The sequence below is a fragment of the Microbacterium sp. SORGH_AS_0505 genome (assembly GCF_030818715.1).
Classification (GTDB): domain Bacteria; phylum Actinomycetota; class Actinomycetes; order Actinomycetales; family Microbacteriaceae; genus Microbacterium.
In genome coordinates this window covers 1,974,972-1,990,583 of record NZ_JAUTAT010000001.1, presented here as the reverse complement: position 1 = coordinate 1,990,583, position 15,612 = coordinate 1,974,972, and the positions used below count along the sequence as shown (strand labels likewise).

Here is a 15,612-nt window from a genome sequence, read left to right as displayed (position 1 = left end):
GGTCAGAGTCCGGGCGTCGCGGTACGGATCAGCGGCAGGCCGAGCGACACGGCGCGCGGACCCGCGTCACCGGCCGGAGCCGGGACGCCGCAGGAGTCGGCCTGCGCACGATCCCACGCGTCGCCTGCCTTCGTGCGGCGGATGCTCAGCGGAGCTCCGTCCGGACTGTCGGCGAGCAGGTGGAACGGCGCGGCGTGCGTGACGACGGTCGTCACGACGTCACCGGGGCGGGGAGTCGGAGAGCCCTCGGGAACCTCGAAGTGGACCAGGCGATTGTCCGCGGCGCGGCCCGTCAAGCGGCGGGTCGCGGCATCCTTCTTCCCCTCTCCTGTAGAGACGAGGACCTCGACGGTGCGGCCGAGCTGCGCCTGGTTCTCTTCGAGCGAGATCCGCTCCTGCAGAGCGACGAGGCGGTTGTAGCGCTCCTGCACGACCTCCTTCGGGACCTGATCCGGCATGGTCGCCGCAGGTGTGCCCTCGCGGATCGAGTACTGGAACGTGAAGGCGCCCGCGAAGCGAGCCTGCTCGACGACGCGCATGGTGTCCTCGAAGTCCTCGTCGGTCTCGCCCGGGAAGCCCACGATGATGTCGGTGGAGATCGCCGCGTCCGGCATCTTCTCGCGCACGCGGTCGAGGATGCCGAGGAACCGCTCGCTCCGGTACGAACGCCGCATCGCCTTGAGGATGCGGTCCGACCCCGATTGCAGCGGCATATGCAGCTGCGGCATGACAGCGGGGGTCTCGGCCATCGCGTCGATGACGTCGTCGGTGAAGGCTGCCGGGTGCGGGCTCGTGAACCGGATGCGCTCGAGCCCCGGGATCTCGCCCGCTGCGCGGAGGAGCTTGCTGAACGCCTGGCGGTCACCGAACTCGACCCCGTAGCTGTTGACGTTCTGGCCGAGGAGGGTGACCTCGATGGCGCCGTCGTCGACGAGCAGGCGGATCTCGTTCAGGATGTCGCCGGGCCGGCGGTCCTTCTCCTTGCCGCGCAGGCTCGGCACGATGCAGAACGTGCAGGTGTTGTTGCACCCGACCGAGATCGAGACCCAGCCGCTGTGGGCCGCGTCGCGCTTGGTGGGGAGCGTCGAGGGGAACACCTCGAGCGACTCGAGGATCTCGAGCTCCGCCTCGCCGTTGTGACGCGCGCGCTCGAGCAGGCTCGGCAGGGATCCCATGTTGTGGGTGCCGAAGACGACGTCGACCCAGGGAGCCTTCTGCTGGACGGCATCCTTGTCCATCTGGGCGAGGCACCCGCCGACGGCGATCTGCATGCCGTCGTGCTTGTCCTTGCGGCTCTTCAGGTGGCCCAGGGTCCCGTAGAGCTTGCCCGCAGCGTTGTCGCGGACGGCGCACGTGTTGATGACGACGACGTCCGCTTCGACTCCCGCGTCAGCGCGGATGTAGCCCGCCGACTCGAGGGAACCGGACAGACGCTCGGAGTCGTGGACGTTCATCTGGCACCCGAAGGTCCGCACCTCGTAGGTGCGGACGCGGCCGTCGGCGGCGACGGCTGCGGCGGACGGGGCGATGAGAGTGGGGGCAGCGGAAGGGCTGGTCATGATCAGGCCATTCTACGAGCCGCGTCGCCTCGGGACGCCCCGGGCGGTGTCAGCGCAGGAGCGAGCGGATGCGGGCCGCAGATATGGCGCTGAAGGTGACGGCGATGGCGACGAGAACGGTGACGGCGAGCCACACGGGGACGACGCTCGAGCCGACGAAGAGATCGATCCCGTAGATCTCCTTGAGGTCACTGATGGCGCCGGCGTCCCCGCCGGCGAGAGCGGCGATCGTCTTGTCGGTGAACGGCAGGCGCAGGAGCATGGCTCCTTGGGCGAACGGGAGGGCGTTGATGGTCGACGCGACGCCATCGGGGAGAGACCCGACCGGGATGTAGGAACCCGCGACGAATCCGAGGACGGTACCCACGACCGTCGAGAACGCGGAGTAGGCACCGGTCGTCTTCAGGAAGGAGGCCCCGAAGGCTCCGAGGGAGGTGAAGGCGACGCAGCAGAGCACCATCGCACCGATCGCCCGCAGGATCTCGAGAGGACCGAGCCACGTGCCGCGGACGAGTCCGAGTTCGAGCACGGTGAGGATGAGGATGATGCCCGACATGACGATCGCGACGGACACCGAGGACAGCAGGTAGCCGAGCACCAGCTGCGATCGACGGATGGGGGCGACGAGGAAGTCGGCGAACCGGCCCGAGGCGCGATCGTCCACGAACACGGAGATCGCGCCGATCCCCGAGGTCACGGTAGTGAGCAGGACGATGCCCGACAGCATCCAACTGTCGACGAAGGCCTCGATGTCGCCGCGGGATGCGCGCGGGAGGGTGCGCTCGAGACCATCGACCTGCAGCCGGGAGAGGAAGAGCGTGTAGAGGAAGAAGAGGATGAGTCCGCTCAGCAACGAGAAGAAGACGTTCATCCGATCGCGGAAGAAAAGGGTCAGATTGCGGCGCACGATGGCCGCGATGATGCTCATGCGGCGTCCCCGACGAGCTCACCGCGGCCGGTGAGGGCTAGGAAGACGTCGTCCATCCGACCGTGCCGGAACTCGAAGTCCAGAACGTCCTCTCCGTGCGCCGCCAGCAGGTGTCGAGCGGCCCGCGCGTCGGGGACCTCGATCGTGACGACGCCGCCCTCCCGGCTCGCCCCCAGACCGCCGCGGATGGCGAGACCGGACAGCGCGTCGGGGTCGCGTGTCGTGACCGTGAGGACGCTGCGACTATGGCGCGACCGCAGCTGCGTGGGAGTCCCGCTCGCGACGACGCGACCGGCGTCGATGATGGTGACCTGGTCCGCCTCTTCGGTCTCGGCCATGTAGTGGGTCGTCAGGAAGACGGTGAGTCCACGCTCGGAGCGGAGCCGATCGATCGCCGCCCACACGGCGACGCGGCTGGCGGGGTCGAGACCGGCGGTCGGCTCATCGAGGAAGAGGATCGACGGCTCGTGCATGAGCGCACGAGCGATGTCGGCGCGGCGCCGCTGTCCGCCCGACAACCGTCCGTACGGGCGGTCGAGGAACTCGTCGAGTTCGATGAGGAGAGAGAGCTCGGCGAGCCTCTCTGAGAAGACGTGTCGGTCGACGAGAGAGAGCGTGGCGCGCAGCGCCAGGTTCTCCCGGACGGTGAGACCGTCGTCGAGCAGCGATCGCTGGAACACGACACCGATCCGTGACCGCACGCGTTCGCTCTGCACCGACACGTCGTAACCCGCGACGCGGACGCTTCCGGCATCGGCGCGGAGCAGCGTGGTGAGGCATCCGATCGTCGTGGACTTCCCCGCACCGTTGGCACCGAGGAAGGCGAACAGCTGACCGTCGGGCACCTCGAAGGAGACCCCGTCGACGGCAGTGACGGTCTTGTAGGACTTCACGAGACCGTCGACCTCGATCGCCATACGCACGCTCCTCCACCCGCGCGGGGCGCGCGTAGGGCGAGTCTGTCAGACGGACGCGACCATGGTCACGGTTCGAAGCGAACCCCATGCCGCGGCGGTGCGCTGGCCTCGTCGAGCGCGCGACGTGCCATCGACAAGGCGACGGAGCCGTACCCTCGCCGGGCCAGCTGCCCCGCAAGCCGCCGGAGCGCGGTGTCCCGGTCGAGACCGTCGAGCCCGCGAGCCTTCGAGCGGGCGAACTCGAGCGCTCGCTCGGCCTCGTCGTCGGGGAGCTGGTCGAGCGCCTCATCGATGACCTCGCGAGGGATGCCGCGCTGCGACAGGCCCTGCGCGATGGCCATGCGTCCCTGCGCCTTGCGGGATGTCGCTTTGTCGATCAGCTGTTCAGCGAGGGCGGCGTCATCGAGATAGCCCAACGACAGGAACCGTTCGACGATGCCCTCCCGGTCGGCCTCGTCGAGGTCGTGCTCGGTGAGCACGGACCTGGCCTCGCGAATCGACAGCGACCTCGTCCGGAGCTTGCGCAGCAACACGCGCTCTGCCACCGCCGCGGGTGCGTCCTCCCCTGCCGGGGCGACGACCGGCACCGTGCCGGTCGACGGGTGTGCAGCGCGCGCTGCGGACCGTTCGGACGCCGCACGTTCCGCGATCCACGTCGCGTGCCACGGCTGCGAGTCATCGGAGTCGGAGCGGGCGGCGTCGGTGGTGTCGGCGCGGGGCCCGAAGAGCGGGATGACGGGGGCGAGCGACTCGCGCTCGCCCCCGTTCGAGTCCGTCATGATCAGGCCGGACGGCGAGCCGCCAGCTCGTCGGGCGTCGCGGCATCCTCTGCCTGCTTCGACTGTCCGATGCCGAGCTTCTGCTTGATCTTCGTCTCGATCTCAGCGGCGACGTCGGTGTTCTTCAGGAGGAAGTTGCGGGAGTTCTCCTTGCCCTGACCGAGCTGCTCGCCCTCGTAGGTGTACCACGCACCCGACTTCTTCACGATGCCGTGCTCGACACCGAAGTCGATGAGGCTTCCCTCGCGGGAGATGCCGACGCCGTAGAGGATGTCGAACTCCGCCTGCTTGAAGGGCGGGGCCATCTTGTTCTTGACGACCTTCACGCGAGTACGGTTACCGACCGCCTCGGACCCGTCCTTCAGGGTCTCGATTCGGCGGATGTCGAGTCGCACGGAGGCGTAGAACTTGAGCGCCTTACCGCCGGCGGTGGTCTCGGGAGACCCGAAGAACACGCCGATCTTCTCGCGGAGCTGGTTGATGAAGATCGCGGTGGTCTTGGTCTGGTTCAGGCCACCGGTGATCTTGCGGAGAGCCTGAGACATCAGTCGGGCCTGGAGGCCGACGTGGGAGTCGCCCATCTCGCCCTTGATCTCGGCCTCGGGGACGAGGGCCGCGACGGAGTCGATGACGACGAGGTCGATGGCGCCGGAGCGGATCAGCATGTCGGCGATCTCGAGCGCCTGCTCACCGGTGTCGGGCTGCGAGACGAGGAGTGCGTCGATGTCGACACCCAACTTCTCGGCGTAGCTCGGGTCGAGCGCGTGCTCGGCGTCGATGAAGGCGGCGATGCCACCGGCACGCTGCGTGTTCGCGATGGCGTGAAGCGTGAGCGTCGTCTTACCGGAGGACTCGGGACCGTAGATCTCGACGACGCGGCCGCGGGGGATGCCGCCGATGCCGAGCGCGACGTCGAGTGCGATCGACCCGGTCGGGATGACCTCGACCGGAGCGCGCTCGTCGCTCCCCAGTCGCATGATCGATCCCTTGCCGAACTGGCGGTCGATCTGGGCGAGGGCCGATTCGAGGGCCTTCTCGCGGTCTGCAGGTGAGGGCATGTCGTGCTCCTTGATACTCGCGGTTCCGTCGCCCGTAGGCTGTCGCGCTCGTCACCGACGGATCGGATGCTGCGACAGGGCGTGGGTGTCATCTGACGAGATTCACGTTAGGAGGGGGCTCCGACATTACTGCCGGATCCGGCCCTGACGTGAACGACGTGTCTACGACACCCGTTGTGCAGGAGACTACGCCCGTATCGAACGCATCTTCGATACGACACGCCGGATCACCGGCGCGGATCGAGCCTTCCGGCGCCGTGACGGCGGTCCACGGGAACATCGGTCTCGGCGCACAGGGCGTACCAGACCTCACGCGGTGGGACGCCGGCGGCGAGGGCTTCCCTGGCGGTACGGTTGCCGACGTCCGTCAACACCAGGTCGGAGACGAGTGCGGCGCCTCCCGATCCGAACTCGTCGGCGACGGCGCGATCGAATTCGCTGTGACGCATCGAGCGGTCAGCGCAGCGACAGCTCGGGAGCGGGGACCTCGTCTCCCAACGACGCGAGGTCGTCCGGGACGACATCGGTGAGGGAGTGCAAGCCTTCGAGCACCGAGATGCGCTCTCCGACCTCGCGCATGATCGCCGAGATCGGCACATCGAGGGCTTCTGCGACCGCAGCGAGGATCTCGCTCGACGCTTCCTTCTGACCGCGCTCGACCTCGCTGAGGTAGCCGAGGGCGACGCTCGCCTTGCCCGACACCTGCCGGAGGGTGTGACCCTTCTGCAGACGGAAGTCGCGGAGCACGTCACCGATCTCTTGACGAACCAGGATCATGCGTGGGCCCTCCCTCTGCTGCGATCCACCGAAGCCCTTGCGGGAGGACCACGGTACAACACGTTCGCTGTCACCCTAGACCCCGAGCGCTGGGGAATGGATGGGAATCACCGAGACGTAACGTGCTCGGAACACGCGCTATTCCCGGGTCAGAGCGCGTCGACCGCCAAGGCGATCGCGCGCGCGGCGGCAGCGGTGCGGATCTCGTCCCGGTCTCCGTCGAGGGCGAGGGACTCGACGCGCGAACCGAGCGGAGTGGAGACCGCGATGTGGACGGTGCCGACGGGCTGCCCGTCGGAGGAGAGGGGACCTGCGATCCCCGTCGTCGCGATTCCCACGTCCGCGGGCTCTTCCTCGCCGACGGCGCGGCGGACGCCCTCCGCCATTTGGCGCGCGACGCGCGGATGAACAGGGCCGTGCGCCTCGAGAAGCGTGTCGTCGACGCCCAGCAGTCGCGCCTTGAGGTCGGTTGCGTACGCGACGATCCCGCCCCTGAAGACGGCGGACGCACCGGAGACGGAGACGACGGATGCCGCCACCAGCCCGCCGGTCAACGACTCGGCCACCCCGAGCGTCCATCCCAGTTCTTTGAGTCGTTCGACGAGCCGCTCGGAGTCGGACCGGGGACCGCGGGCGACGGCCGTCTCCTCGAGCTCGTCCGGCAGTTCGCTCGGCGTCCGGGGCATCACGCGCTCCGGACCCGGCGGGAGCGGAAGGCGGTCACGACGTAGTCGACGCCGCTCGCCACCGTCAGCAGCACGGCGATCGTCATCGCGACCGTGTTGACCACGTGGATCCACTCCCCCACCACCGTCCAGAGCGGCAGCAGCGCGAGCGACAGTGCGACGGCTTGAGCGACGGTCTTCAGCTTGCCCATCCACGCCGCGGCGACGACGTGGTCCGTGGCCACCACGAGACGGTGCATCGTGATGCCGAGCTCGCGCACGAGGACCAGCACCACGACCCAGGCGGGCAGTTCGCCGAGGATCGAGAGGGCGACGAACGCGCACCCCGTGAGGACCTTGTCAGCGATGGGGTCGAGCAGCTTGCCGAGATCGGTCACGATCTCGTAGCGGCGGGGCGAGATAGCCGTCGATCCCGTCGGTGGCGATCGCGACGATGAAGAGCGCGCCCGCCCACCACCGCAGGGCGCCGTCCGTGCCGCCGTCGGCCAGGAGGAGCCACACGAACACAGGTGCGCACAGAATGCGCACGATCGTGATGGCATTGGGCAGCTGCCGGGGGATCGTCACGGGACGAGCCTACCGAGCCGCACAGCTGACGTCAGTCGCGGCCGGTGAGACCCCAGGCATCCTCATCACCCTCGGACTCGACGACCTCGTAGCCCTCGAACTGCTCCGTGACGGCGTCGGGGCCGTAGGGATCCGTCGCGAGCGCGGCAGCAGCGGGGGCGGCGGCGGGCGCGGCATCCTCGGGCGGCTCCTCGCCTCGCAGGCGGGCCAGGACGGCGGGGAGTTCGTCGGGTGTCACGAGAACGTCGCGAGCCTTCGACCCCTCGGACGGGCCGACGATCTCGCGCGCCTCGAGCAGGTCCATGAGCCGGCCGGCCTTGGCGAACCCGACGCGGAGCTTGCGCTGCAGCATCGAGGTCGAGCCGAACTGCGTCGTAATGATCTGCTCGGCGGCCGCCAGGAGGAGCTCGAGGTCGTCACCGATGTCGGCGTCGATCTCCTTCTTCTCGACGATCGCCTCGACGTCCTTGCGGTACTCGGGTCGCGCCTGGTTCTTGACGTGGTTGACGACCTTCTCGATCTCCTTCTCGGCCACCCAGGCGCCCTGCACGCGGACCGCCTTGGACGCACCCATCGGGAGGAACAGACCGTCGCCCTGACCGATGAGTCGGTCGGCACCGGGCTGATCGAGGATGACCCGGGAGTCGGTGACGCTCGTCACGGCGAAGGCGAGACGGGACGGCACATTGGCCTTGATGAGACCGGTGACGACGTCGACCGAGGGCCGCTGCGTCGCGAGGACGAGGTGGATGCCGGAGGCACGGGCGAGCTGCGTGATGCGGACGATCGAATCCTCGACGTCGCGGGGGGCGACCATCATGAGGTCGGCGAGCTCGTCGACGACCACGAGGAGGTACGGGTAGGGCTTGAGGACGCGCTCGCTGCCCGCGGGGAGCTGGATCTCGTTCGCGACGACGGCCCGGTTGAAGTCGTCGATGTGACGGAAGCCGAACGACGCGAGGTCGTCGTACCGCATGTCCATCTCCTTCACGACCCACTGCAGCGCCTCGGCCGCCTTCTTCGGGTTCGTGATGATGGGGGTGATGAGGTGCGGCACGCCGGCGTAGGACGTGAGCTCGACGCGCTTCGGGTCGATGAGGACCATGCGGACGTCCGACGGCTTCGCGCGCATCAGGAGGCTCGTGATCATCGAGTTCACGAAGCTCGACTTACCCGAGCCGGTCGAACCGGCGACGAGCAGGTGGGGCATCTTCGCGAGGTTCGCGACGACGTACCCGCCACCGACGTCCTTGCCGATGCCGATCGTCATGGGGTGCGTCGCCTGCTGGGCATTGGGCGAGCGCAGCACGTCGCCCAGGGTGACGATCTCACGGTCGGTGTTCGGGATCTCGACCCCGATCGCGCTCTTGCCGGGGATCGGCGCGAGGATGCGGACCTCGTTGGAGGCGACGGCGTAGGCGATGTTGTTGGTGAGCGCCGTGATCCGCTCGACCTTGACCCCGGAACCGAGCGCGATCTCGTACTGCGTCACTGTCGGACCGCGCGAGAACCCGGTCACCTTCGCGTCGATCGAGAACTGCTCGAAGACGCCCATGATTGCGCGCACCATCGCGTCGTTCGCCTCGGAACGGGCTTTGTGCGGCGTGCCGGCCGCCAGAGCGTCGGCGGACGGAAGGCGGTAGTCGCCGGCATCCGGGTCGACGGAGTCGAGGTTAGCGGCGACGAAGTCGGGCACGGGCGGGATGGGCGGGGCCTCGGGCGCGGCGTCGCGCTTGCGGCCCGGTGTGCGCGGGGGTGCGGGCGCGATGATCTCGGTGACCGCGTCGGGCATGACGGCGGGCGTCGGAGTGGTGACGGGGTTGTCGAAGCTGCCGTCGCCGCTCGCCTCGAGCAGGGCGGTGAGGTCGTCGGCACCGAGGCCGCCGTCGGCGTCCTCCTCGCGGCCCGACTTGTTGCGGCGCCACCACGGCAGGGAGTCGCCGTCGTCCTCGGGGGCGTCGAACGCGACCGTGGGGCCGGTCTCGCCCTTCGTCGGCGCCGGGTCGCGTTCGGAACGCTCCGCACCGAACATCCAGGCGTACAGGTCGCCGAGGCGCTGCCCGATGCGGTTCGGAGGCGTCTTCGTGAGGATCAGGACGCTCAGAAGCGCCAGGAGACCGAGGACGATGCCCGCCCCGATCTCCGTCATGACCGTCAGCGGCTCACCGATCGCCCATCCGAACAGGCCGCCGGCGCCGCTGAGCTCGACGAGACCCTCGCTGGGCTGCGGGCGTCCCCCGGCGACGTGGCAGAAGCCTGCGACGACGAGGACGAAGAGTCCGGCGCCGATGCCGATGCGACCGTTGTCGTGCACGGACGGTGGATGCCGGAACAGCCACCCGGCGAGCAACAGCAGGATGACGGGGAAGACGAACGCCTCGCGGCCGATGAGGGCGCCGACGCTGTAGGCGCTGATGTTCGTTCCCACGTCAGTGCCGATCAGGAACCACTCCACGACGGCCCCGGCGATGGCCATCAGGACGAGCAGGAAGGGGAACCCGTCGCGGCGCTGATCCTTCTCGAGCGACTCCGATCCGAACGCGCGGAACATGCCCCCGGCGACGTGCGCGAGCCCCAGCCAAGCGCGAACGATGACAGGCGGGCGGTCGACGTCGTCGACGTAGCGGCGCGGGGCCGGCTCGGCCTTGCGCCGCGGGGTCGGTTCGGCTTTCTTGGCCCGCGCCGAGGAGCCCGACGCGGTCGCGCGGGGTTTGCTGGTCGGACTACTGCTCCTGGGCATAGCTTCCACGGTAGGCGGCATGTCCGACATGTCGCCGGATTGACGCGGGTTTCGGCGTCAGCCGAGGCGCTTGACCATCGTGTCGCGGCCGATGCCGCTCCGCGTCACCGCGAAACCCTCGGTCCGGTAGAGCACCTGAGCGAAGTTGCCGCGCTCCACCGACAGGCTGATCCGTGCACGCCCTTCGGCCCGCGCGGTCTCGCACAATCGGCGCAGCAGCGCTCGTCCGACTCCGTGGGACCGCCAGAGGGGCTTGACGCCGATGATGAGCTCCGGCACGCCGCTCCCGACATAGCCGAATCCCGACTCGATGCGCGGCAGCGTGCGATACCAGGCCGCGCCGATGTCCTCCGCCCCGGCCACGGCGACGAAGCCGACGTCCCCGGGACGCATCCACCCCGCGAGGTAGCGACGGTGGAACGGATCGGCGAGGACGTCGTGGCGCGGACGCGGCGGCCCCGGCCGCCAATTCGCCGCCTCGACGACCATCTCACCCAGAAAGACGCCGTCGGCCTGCGAGGCAGAGCGGAGCGTCCAGGACTCGGGCATGCCCGAATGTTAGCGGGCGGGCGAGCCCTTTCAGCGGGTCAGGCCTCGATGACCATCGGCACGATCATCGGACGGCGACGCAGCGACTGGTTCACCCAGCGGCCGATCGTGCGACGGACGACCTGCTGCAGGGCGTGCTGGTCGCGGACCCCCGACTGGGCCGCCTCGGTCAGCGCCTGCGCGATCTTAGGTTTGACCGAGTCGAACACGGCATCGTCTTCGGCGAACCCGCGAGCGTGGATCTCAGGACCCGTGATGATACGGCCGGACGCGGCATCCACCACCACGATGACGGAGATGAAGCCCTCTTCGCCGAGGATGCGACGGTCTTTGAGGTCGGCATCCGTGATCTCGCCGACCGACGAGCCGTCGACGTAGACGAAGCCGAGATCGAGCTGACCGACGACGTTGGCGACCCCGTCCTTGAGATCGATGACGGTGCCGTTCTCGGCGATGATCGTGTTCTCGGCGGGGATGCCGCTGTCCTGAGCGAGCTTCGCATTCGCCATCAGATGGCGGTACTCGCCGTGGACGGGGAGCACGTTCTTCGGCTGCAGGATGTTGTAGCAGTACAGAAGCTCCCCGGCGGCGGCGTGACCCGAGACGTGGACCTTCGCGTTGGCCTTGTGGACGACGTTGGCGCCGAGCTTGGTCAGCCCGTCGATCACGCGGTAGACCGCGTTCTCATTGCCCGGGATGAGGCTGGAGGCGAGGATGACGGTGTCGCCCTCCCCCGGCTCGATGGCGTGGTCGAGGTTCGCCATGCGCGACAGGACCGCCATCGGCTCTCCCTGCGAGCCGGTCGACATGTAGACGATGCGATCGTCGGGGAGGTCCTTGGCCTTCTTGTAATCGATGAGCACACCGTCGGGCACGTTCAGGTACCCGAGCTGCTCGGCGATCGTCATGTTGCGGACCATGGAACGCCCGAGGAACGCGACGCGACGGCCGTGCGCGGCAGCGGCGTCGATGACCTGCTGGACGCGGTGCACGTGACTCGAGAAGCTCGCGACGATCACGCGACGCGGTGCCTTGCCGATCACCTGGTCGAGCACCGGCCCGATCGCGCGCTCGAGCGGCGTGAACCCCGGGACGTCGGCGTTCGTGGAATCGACGAGGAACAGGTCGACCCCCTCCTCGCCGAGGCGGGCGAACGCGCGGAGGTCGGTGAGCCGGCCGTCGAGCGGAAGCTGGTCCATCTTGAAGTCACCCGTCGCCAGCACGAGGCCCGCGGGGGTCCGGATGCCGACGGCCAGTGCGTCGGGGATGGAGTGGTTGACGGCCACGAACTCGAGGTCGAACGGGCCGACCTGCTCGCGCTGGCCTTCCTTCACCGTCAGCGTGTACGGCTTGATCCGGTGCTCCTTGAGCTTCGCCTCGACGAGAGCGAGAGTCAGCTGCGAGCCGATGAGGGGGATGTCGCCCTTGCGCTTGAGGAGGTAGGGCACCGCCCCGATGTGGTCTTCGTGGCCGTGCGTGAGCACGACGCCGACGATGTCGTCGAGGCGACCGCGGATCGCTTCGAAGTCGGGGAGGATCAGGTCGACGCCGGGCTGGTGCTCTTCGGGGAAGAGGACGCCGCAGTCGACGATCAGCAGCTTGCCGTCGAACTCGAAGACGGTCATGTTGCGACCGACCTCACCGAGCCCGCCGACGGGGGTCACCCGGAGGGTTCCGGGCTCGAGCGGGTTCGGGGCGGAGACGGGGTTGCTCATCGAGTGGTTCCATGCACCTTCGGAAGGGCGCCGCCGGCAGCGGCATTGCGATCAGGTCGGAAGTTGGAGAAGTCGGCGCCCTGGATGTCCTTCACGAGATCGAGCTCGTCCTCGATGAGGGCGGCCTCCCACTCCTCCGGGCCCACGAGCGGCAGGCGCACGCGGGGGCTGGAGATGCGGCCGAGGCCGTGGAGGATGTATTTCGCGCTGACGGTGCCCGGCACGTGCGTCATGACGGCGCGGACGAGGGGTTCGAGCTTCTGGTGCGCGGCGGTCGCCGTCGCGAGGTCACCGCGATTGACGGCATCCACGATCACGCGGTACGGCGCGGACGTGATGTTCGCCGTGACACCGATCAGGCCCGCGGCTCCGATCGACAGGTGCGGCAGGACATTCGCGTCGTCGCCGGAGAAGTAGAGGAGGTCCGTCTGGTTGAGGACCCGGCTCACCTCGCTGAAGTCGCCCTTGGCGTCCTTCACCGCGAGGATGTTCGGGTGCTTGGCCAGGCGCAGGATCGTCTCGTACTTGATGGGCACACCCGTGCGTCCCGGGATGTCGTAGAGGATCACGGGCAGGTCGGTGGCATCCGCGACGAGGCGGAAGTGGGTCAGGATGCCGGCCTGCGTCGGCTTGTTGTAGTACGGCGTGACGATCATGATGCCGTCCGCGCCGGCCTTCTCGCTCGCCTTGTACAGCTCGATCGCGTGCGCGGTCTCGTTGGAACCGCCGCCCGTGATGATCTTCGCGCGGCCCGAGGAGACGGACTTGCCGACCTCGACGAGCTTCAGCTTCTCGGCATCCGTCAGCGTGCTCGTCTCACCGGGTCGTGCCGGTCACGACGATGCCGTCGGCTCCGCCGGTGATGACGTCGTCGATGTGCTTCTCAACGGCCGGCCAATCGACCTCGCCGTCGGCCGTCATCGGAGTGACGAGCGCGACGAGCACCTGACCGAACGGATTGGCGGAGTGCGTCATGGTTCCCAGGGTACCGGTCGGCGTCCGTCGGCCGTGTTCGGGGTTCGGTGGGTGTCAGCATCTCCCCGCGCGATCTCGATGAGCGGTCGGATGCCGGCGGGCACCGTGGCCCGCAACCCGTCGAGCTCCGCGCGGGTCAGCAGCCGCTGCCGGAGCGAGGATTCGAATGCGCAGAGGAACGCCTCCGCGCCGGCGCATCGCGCGATCTGCGCGAGGCAATGGGCGAGGCGTACCGCGACGAGGGCGTCGGGCTCGCCCCTCCCGTCCCGGTGGACGACGAACCCCGGCGGAACGGATGACGGATGCCGGTCGGGGTCGATCCAGACATGCGGCGGCGATGCGGGACCGCCGTCGAGGGTCCACAGCCCGTGATGTCGAGCCGCGCTGAGGCACGAGAGCCGGCCGCGGCATCCCAGCGCGGCCAGAATGACCGGCGACGTGCCCGGGACGGCGTAGACGCCCTGACGTGCGCGAACGAGAGCACCCCGTCGAACAGCGGCGCGGAGAGCGGCATCCGTCACTCCGGCGGCCCGAGGGCCGAGGTTCGCGCCACACCGCCGTGCGCCGCGACGACATCGACGGCTGAGCGACTCACCCGGTCGAGTGTGCGGAACCACCCCCGAGGGCGGTGATCGGACGGGCTCCCCGGTGGACCGATCCCGAGGTCGGCTGACTGGGGAGGATCCTCGACGTGCGGCATCCCGGATCGAAAGACCGGCGGAGGACACGACACGCCGTGCCACACCCCTGTGCCCCGGGGCGTCGCGGGACGGACCGGTCTTTCGCGTCAGCGGCCGCGGGAGGCGGCGGCGACCACGAGTCGGTCGGGCAGCAGGCGCGTCACGGCGACGAGCGCCTTGTACCGGAGGGACGGGATGCTGACGGCCCGGCCGTGCGCGGCATCCCTCAGGGATTCGCGGACCACCTTCGGGGCGGTCAGCCACATCCAGCGTGCGACGCCCTCCTCCCCCGGAGGGAGCCCGAGCCGCTCGTGGAAGTTCGTGTGGACGAAGCCCGGGCAGACGGCCGTCACCGTCACGCCCTTCGGCGCGTAGACCGCGTTCGCCCAGCGGCTGAAGCTCACCACCCACGCCTTGGCCGCGCCGTACGTCCCCCGCGGGATGAGTCCCGCGACGGACGCGATGTTCAGGATGCGGCCCCGGCCGCGCGCGAGCATCGCCGGGAGCGCGGCCCGGGTGAGCCGCATCGTGACCTCCACGTGCAGCTCGAGGTGCCGGGCCTCGTCCTCGATGTCGCCCGATGCGAACCCGAGCGACAGGCCGTACCCAGCGCTGTTGACGAGGAGGTCGACGCCCTGCTCGAGTCGCTGTTCGACACGGTGCCGCTGGCCCGGGTCCAGGAGGTCCGCGACGAGGACCTCGGCATGCCCGCCGCGTTCGTCGAGCTCGGCGGCGAGGGCCTCGAGGGCCGCACGGTCGCGCGCGACGAGGACGACGTCGGCGCCGCGCGCGGACAGCTGCCGGGCGTACTCGGCTCCGATCCCGGAGCTCGCGCCCGTGACGAGTGCGGTGCGGTTCATGCGCGTCAGCCTAGGACGCGCCGAGGCTCAGGGGGCGACTCGCCCGTTCGCGTTGAACGCGGCGTACGTGAGCGGCATGAGCTCCCGCCAGACGTTCTCCATCTTCTCGGCGCACATCTCGATCTCGCGCTGCGGGAACGACGGGAAGTGCGTGCCCTCGCGCGTCGTGCGCAGCGACAGGAAGTTCATGAGCGACCGCGCGTTCACCGTCACGTACATGGACGACATGATGTTGAGCGGCAGGACGATGCGGGCGACTTCGCGGGCGATGCCGGAATCCAGCATCCGCTGGTAGCTCTCGAAAGCGGCGACGGATGCCTCGCGCGTCTCGCGGGCGACGAGCTCGACCTGCTCGTCGGATCCGGGGAGGAAGTTGTACGCGCCGGGCTTGCCGACCTGCACGAGGTTGCGCTCGGGCGCGGGGACGTAGAAGACGGGGCGGAGCTCGCGGTATCGACCCGACTCCTCGTTGTACGACGCCATCCGGTGGCGCATGAACTCGCGGAAGACGAAGATCGGCGCCTGCACGTAGAAGGTCATCGAGTTGTGCTCGAACGGCGAGCCGTGCCGATCGCGCATCAGGTAGTTGATGAGGCCGCGGTCGCGCCCTGTCGCCTCGGAGCCGTCGGCCGCCGCCGCGAGAGTCTGCTCGCCCTGGGTCGACACGCGCGCCGCGAAGAGGACGTCGCTGTCGGAGGCGGACGATCGCACCAGCTCGACCGTGACATCGCTGCGGAACTCGATCTCGGGGCTTTCGGGGCGCTCACTCACGGCTCACACACTACCCGCCGGGCTCGTCACACATGACGTCGCGCGAGCCGC

At 69.0% G+C, this 15,612-nt stretch carries 14 protein-coding genes and 2 pseudogenes; all 16 read right to left on the bottom strand.

Annotation, left to right across the window (positions count from 1 at the left end):
- Window positions 1-2: 2 nt before the first annotated feature.
- The 16 genes and pseudogenes from miaB to thyX all read right to left on the bottom strand — a co-directional run bounded on the left by miaB (window position 3) and on the right by thyX (window position 15,561).
- On the bottom strand, window positions 3-1,559 hold the full coding sequence (gene miaB, locus QE428_RS09810; RefSeq protein ID WP_307468584.1) for a tRNA (N6-isopentenyl adenosine(37)-C2)-methylthiotransferase MiaB: 1,557 nt from the start codon (window positions 1,557-1,559) through the stop codon (window positions 3-5).
- A 49-nt stretch (window positions 1,560-1,608) separates the two neighbouring features.
- Complete coding sequence (locus QE428_RS09805) at window positions 1,609-2,487, bottom strand: ABC transporter permease (RefSeq protein WP_307468582.1); 879 nt, start codon at window positions 2,485-2,487, stop codon at window positions 1,609-1,611.
- Window positions 2,484-3,404: an ABC transporter ATP-binding protein gene (locus tag QE428_RS09800; protein ID WP_307468580.1), complete on the bottom strand. Its 921-nt coding sequence runs from the start codon at window positions 3,402-3,404 to the stop codon at window positions 2,484-2,486. The genes QE428_RS09805 and QE428_RS09800 overlap by 4 nt, the downstream gene beginning before the upstream one ends.
- Before the next feature lie 65 nt (window positions 3,405-3,469).
- Window positions 3,470-4,183 (bottom strand): regulatory protein RecX, encoded by a 714-nt coding sequence (locus QE428_RS09795; protein ID WP_307468577.1) that lies wholly within the window; start codon window positions 4,181-4,183, stop codon window positions 3,470-3,472.
- Between the two features lie 2 nt (window positions 4,184-4,185).
- The gene (recA, locus tag QE428_RS09790) at window positions 4,186-5,241 is read right to left on the bottom strand and encodes a recombinase RecA (protein WP_307468575.1); all 1,056 of its coding nucleotides are present in this window, start codon (window positions 5,239-5,241) and stop codon (window positions 4,186-4,188) included.
- Window positions 5,242-5,468: 227 nt separating this feature from the next.
- Window positions 5,469-5,690: a DUF3046 domain-containing protein gene (locus QE428_RS09785; RefSeq protein ID WP_091352418.1), complete on the bottom strand. Its 222-nt coding sequence runs from the start codon at window positions 5,688-5,690 to the stop codon at window positions 5,469-5,471.
- Window positions 5,691-5,697: 7 nt separating this feature from the next.
- A complete protein-coding gene (locus QE428_RS09780; protein WP_091352414.1) occupies window positions 5,698-6,018 on the bottom strand; it encodes a helix-turn-helix domain-containing protein in 321 nt (106 codons plus the stop codon).
- 149 nt (window positions 6,019-6,167) lie between these two features.
- The gene (locus QE428_RS09775; protein WP_091352411.1) at window positions 6,168-6,704 is read right to left on the bottom strand and encodes a CinA family protein; all 537 of its coding nucleotides are present in this window, start codon (window positions 6,702-6,704) and stop codon (window positions 6,168-6,170) included.
- A pseudogene (pgsA, locus tag QE428_RS09770) lies at window positions 6,704-7,271 on the bottom strand (CDP-diacylglycerol--glycerol-3-phosphate 3-phosphatidyltransferase). The gene QE428_RS09775 and the pseudogene pgsA overlap by 1 nt, the downstream one beginning before the upstream one ends.
- A 31-nt stretch (window positions 7,272-7,302) precedes the next feature.
- The gene (locus QE428_RS09765; RefSeq protein WP_307468570.1) at window positions 7,303-10,011 is read right to left on the bottom strand and encodes a DNA translocase FtsK; all 2,709 of its coding nucleotides are present in this window, start codon (window positions 10,009-10,011) and stop codon (window positions 7,303-7,305) included.
- Between the two features lie 57 nt (window positions 10,012-10,068).
- Window positions 10,069-10,560, bottom strand: coding sequence for a GNAT family N-acetyltransferase (locus QE428_RS09760; RefSeq protein WP_091352401.1), 492 nt, complete (start codon window positions 10,558-10,560; stop codon window positions 10,069-10,071).
- A gap of 38 nt (window positions 10,561-10,598) precedes the next feature.
- Window positions 10,599-12,275, bottom strand: a complete 1,677-nt coding sequence (locus tag QE428_RS09755) for a ribonuclease J (RefSeq protein WP_091352397.1) — start codon at window positions 12,273-12,275, stop codon at window positions 10,599-10,601.
- A pseudogene (gene dapA, locus QE428_RS09750) lies at window positions 12,272-13,250 on the bottom strand (4-hydroxy-tetrahydrodipicolinate synthase). Before dapA ends, QE428_RS09755 begins: the two are co-directional and overlap by 4 nt.
- On the bottom strand, window positions 13,247-13,771 hold the full coding sequence (locus QE428_RS09745; RefSeq protein WP_307468568.1) for a hypothetical protein: 525 nt from the start codon (window positions 13,769-13,771) through the stop codon (window positions 13,247-13,249). The pseudogene dapA and the gene QE428_RS09745 overlap by 4 nt, the downstream one beginning before the upstream one ends.
- Window positions 13,772-14,037: 266 nt before the next feature.
- Window positions 14,038-14,790 carry an SDR family oxidoreductase gene (locus QE428_RS09740; RefSeq protein ID WP_307468567.1) on the bottom strand — a complete coding sequence of 251 codons (753 nt, stop codon included), beginning with the start codon at window positions 14,788-14,790 and terminating at the stop codon, window positions 14,038-14,040.
- 27 nt (window positions 14,791-14,817) lie between these two features.
- Window positions 14,818-15,561: an FAD-dependent thymidylate synthase gene (gene thyX, locus QE428_RS09735; protein ID WP_091352388.1), complete on the bottom strand. Its 744-nt coding sequence runs from the start codon at window positions 15,559-15,561 to the stop codon at window positions 14,818-14,820.
- Window positions 15,562-15,612: the final 51 nt, after the last annotated feature.

Excerpts from the sequence above, each read along its gene's own strand:
- miaB (WP_307468584.1), bottom strand. The coding sequence starts at position 1,559 with ATGACCAGCCCTTCCGCTGCCCCCACTCTCATCGCCCCGTCCGCCGCA.
- QE428_RS09805 (WP_307468582.1), bottom strand. The coding sequence starts at position 2,487 with ATGAGCATCATCGCGGCCATCGTGCGCCGCAATCTGACCCTTTTCTTC.
- QE428_RS09800 (WP_307468580.1), bottom strand. The coding sequence starts at position 3,404 with ATGGCGATCGAGGTCGACGGTCTCGTGAAGTCCTACAAGACCGTCACT.
- QE428_RS09795 (WP_307468577.1), bottom strand. The coding sequence starts at position 4,183 with ATGACGGACTCGAACGGGGGCGAGCGCGAGTCGCTCGCCCCCGTCATC.
- recA (WP_307468575.1), bottom strand. The coding sequence starts at position 5,241 with ATGCCCTCACCTGCAGACCGCGAGAAGGCCCTCGAATCGGCCCTCGCC.
- QE428_RS09785 (WP_091352418.1), bottom strand. The coding sequence starts at position 5,690 with ATGCGTCACAGCGAATTCGATCGCGCCGTCGCCGACGAGTTCGGATCG.
- QE428_RS09780 (WP_091352414.1), bottom strand. The coding sequence starts at position 6,018 with ATGATCCTGGTTCGTCAAGAGATCGGTGACGTGCTCCGCGACTTCCGT.
- QE428_RS09775 (WP_091352411.1), bottom strand. The coding sequence starts at position 6,704 with ATGCCCCGGACGCCGAGCGAACTGCCGGACGAGCTCGAGGAGACGGCC.
- QE428_RS09765 (WP_307468570.1), bottom strand. The coding sequence starts at position 10,011 with ATGCCCAGGAGCAGTAGTCCGACCAGCAAACCCCGCGCGACCGCGTCG.
- QE428_RS09760 (WP_091352401.1), bottom strand. The coding sequence starts at position 10,560 with ATGCCCGAGTCCTGGACGCTCCGCTCTGCCTCGCAGGCCGACGGCGTC.
- QE428_RS09755 (WP_091352397.1), bottom strand. The coding sequence starts at position 12,275 with ATGAGCAACCCCGTCTCCGCCCCGAACCCGCTCGAGCCCGGAACCCTC.
- QE428_RS09740 (WP_307468567.1), bottom strand. The coding sequence starts at position 14,790 with ATGAACCGCACCGCACTCGTCACGGGCGCGAGCTCCGGGATCGGAGCC.